The sequence below is a fragment of the Vibrio sp. S9_S30 genome (assembly GCF_014694455.1).
Classification (GTDB): domain Bacteria; phylum Pseudomonadota; class Gammaproteobacteria; order Enterobacterales; family Vibrionaceae; genus Vibrio.
The window spans coordinates 1-1,529 of sequence record NZ_JAAUWT010000084.1; the positions used below are offsets into that span (position 1 = coordinate 1).

At 37.9% G+C, this 1,529-nt stretch carries 3 protein-coding genes; 1 reads left to right on the forward strand and 2 read right to left on the reverse strand.

Going from position 1 to position 1,529, the window contains the following annotated elements:
- Positions 1–201: 201 nt before the first annotated feature.
- Positions 202–519, reverse strand: coding sequence for a CcdB family protein (locus HC752_RS24105; RefSeq protein ID WP_190337714.1), 318 nt, complete (start codon positions 517–519; stop codon positions 202–204).
- Positions 519–764: a type II toxin-antitoxin system CcdA family antitoxin gene (locus tag HC752_RS24110; RefSeq protein ID WP_190337715.1), complete on the reverse strand. Its 246-nt coding sequence runs from the start codon at positions 762–764 to the stop codon at positions 519–521. The genes HC752_RS24105 and HC752_RS24110 overlap by 1 nt, the downstream gene beginning before the upstream one ends.
- 205 nt (positions 765–969) lie before the next feature.
- On the opposite strand from HC752_RS24110, the gene HC752_RS24115 reads away from it, so the two are divergent.
- Positions 970–1,461, forward strand: a complete 492-nt coding sequence (locus tag HC752_RS24115; protein WP_190337716.1) for a hypothetical protein — start codon at positions 970–972, stop codon at positions 1,459–1,461.
- Positions 1,462–1,529 lie beyond the last annotated feature (68 nt).

Sequence of the window (1,529 nt, forward strand, 5' to 3'; positions counted from 1 at the left end):
GCAGGCTTTGTTGGCTAAAATGGCGTTCATTGGATGCAAACTAAGTGCTTCATTGCCAAGTAAAGTTCGTTTGTTGGTATCGCTCTAACAAAAGCTTCAAACCGACAAACAACGCGTGGCATTTTTGTTTTGCAGTGAATTTAGTGTTTAAGGCGTAATGCAGCGGCTTGTTTTGTGCGTTGTCTGCGGTTTAAGCTGGCGTTATATGCCAGTGATCAAAAAGTCTATTGCAGCAATTATTTCGTTTCTAAACGTACTTATTTCGTTGACTGGGGTCGCAAGAATTCCTATTGGTACACTAGCCATTTGATGGGTAAGAATCACGAAGTCCCCTTCGTCGATATGAATGATGGGACATAAATGACTTGGTGCTTTTTTTTCTAGTAGTTCGATAGGAGTTAAAGGTATAACCAAGCGAGTATTAAGTGAATCTACCAACTCGCTTTGGACATCAACAAAATATGGATAAGCGGTAGCGGTGTTCTTGTCGTTGTTTTTATAAAGCGTAAATTGTGGCATTAGAATACTCGGTATGAATCGGAAAATAGTCCGTGTTTTGTTGTCAAATCGTTACAAGCTTCAATAGCTTCAGTGTTTTGCTCTAACCATTCGGCTTTTAATTGTTGTTTGACTTCCTTTTCTAATGCCTTCTCCATAGTTGCGGATAGATTGATGTTTAGGCGCTTAGCTTCAGCTAGTAACTCACTGTTTAAGCTAAGGTTTGTCGCTTTTTTTGGTGCATTCGTGCTATATGTGTTTCTCATAAAGTATTCCTATGCGTATTATTAATGCGCATTTAGTATAGGCGATAGTGAAACATATAACAAAAGCTTTAAACCGACAAACAACGTGTGGCATTTTCAGTCTGCGGTGAATTTAGTGTTTAAGGCGTAATGTAGTGGCTTGATTTGTGCGTTGTCTGCGGTATAAGCTGGCGTTATGTGTATTTATTAATTTGTAAGGGTATTTATGAAAGTATTTCCAAATATAAAACAACCTAAAGGAAGTCTTTACTGTGGACCATATTGTACCGCTGCGTGTTTACATGCTTTTGAACTATTACCATTAAAAAGTCCTAAAAAATTGTCTAGATACGCCCATGCAGAGAAATCTTTTAATGGTGAGTCAATTGAACTCACAGAAGAATTAGGGTTAGAAGCTATTGCCCTCGAAATTTATAAAGTTGTAGGGATTGTTACTAAGGGAGAGAACCCAACGTATATTGAACACTCGGGTTATAGTTCTTTGGCAGCAATGCTTTATGTTCTTGGTGAGTTTGATCTTAATACTGAGTTAGTGGTTAGTAATAGTGCGAGACTTAGTTATCTTAAGTCTGTTTATCCGACTGAATTTGAGTTAATTGACAAGCTAAATGTACCAATTTGTATTCTTGATGACGAACCGGCTTTGTTGCGTAATTCAGTTCAGAGACAGAATCGTCCCATGTCGTATATTTATTAGTCAATACGACAAGTTTTAGGCATACCTAACCCAGTAAGCTTATTCAGCGCCTTAATCATCGCGTAAGT

Coding starts and splice junctions, on each gene's coding strand:
- HC752_RS24105 (WP_190337714.1), bottom strand. CDS start 519: ATGCCACAATTTACGCTTTATAAAAACAACGACAAGAACACCGCTACC.
- HC752_RS24110 (WP_190337715.1), bottom strand. CDS start 764: ATGAGAAACACATATAGCACGAATGCACCAAAAAAAGCGACAAACCTT.
- HC752_RS24115 (WP_190337716.1), top strand. CDS start 970: ATGAAAGTATTTCCAAATATAAAACAACCTAAAGGAAGTCTTTACTGT.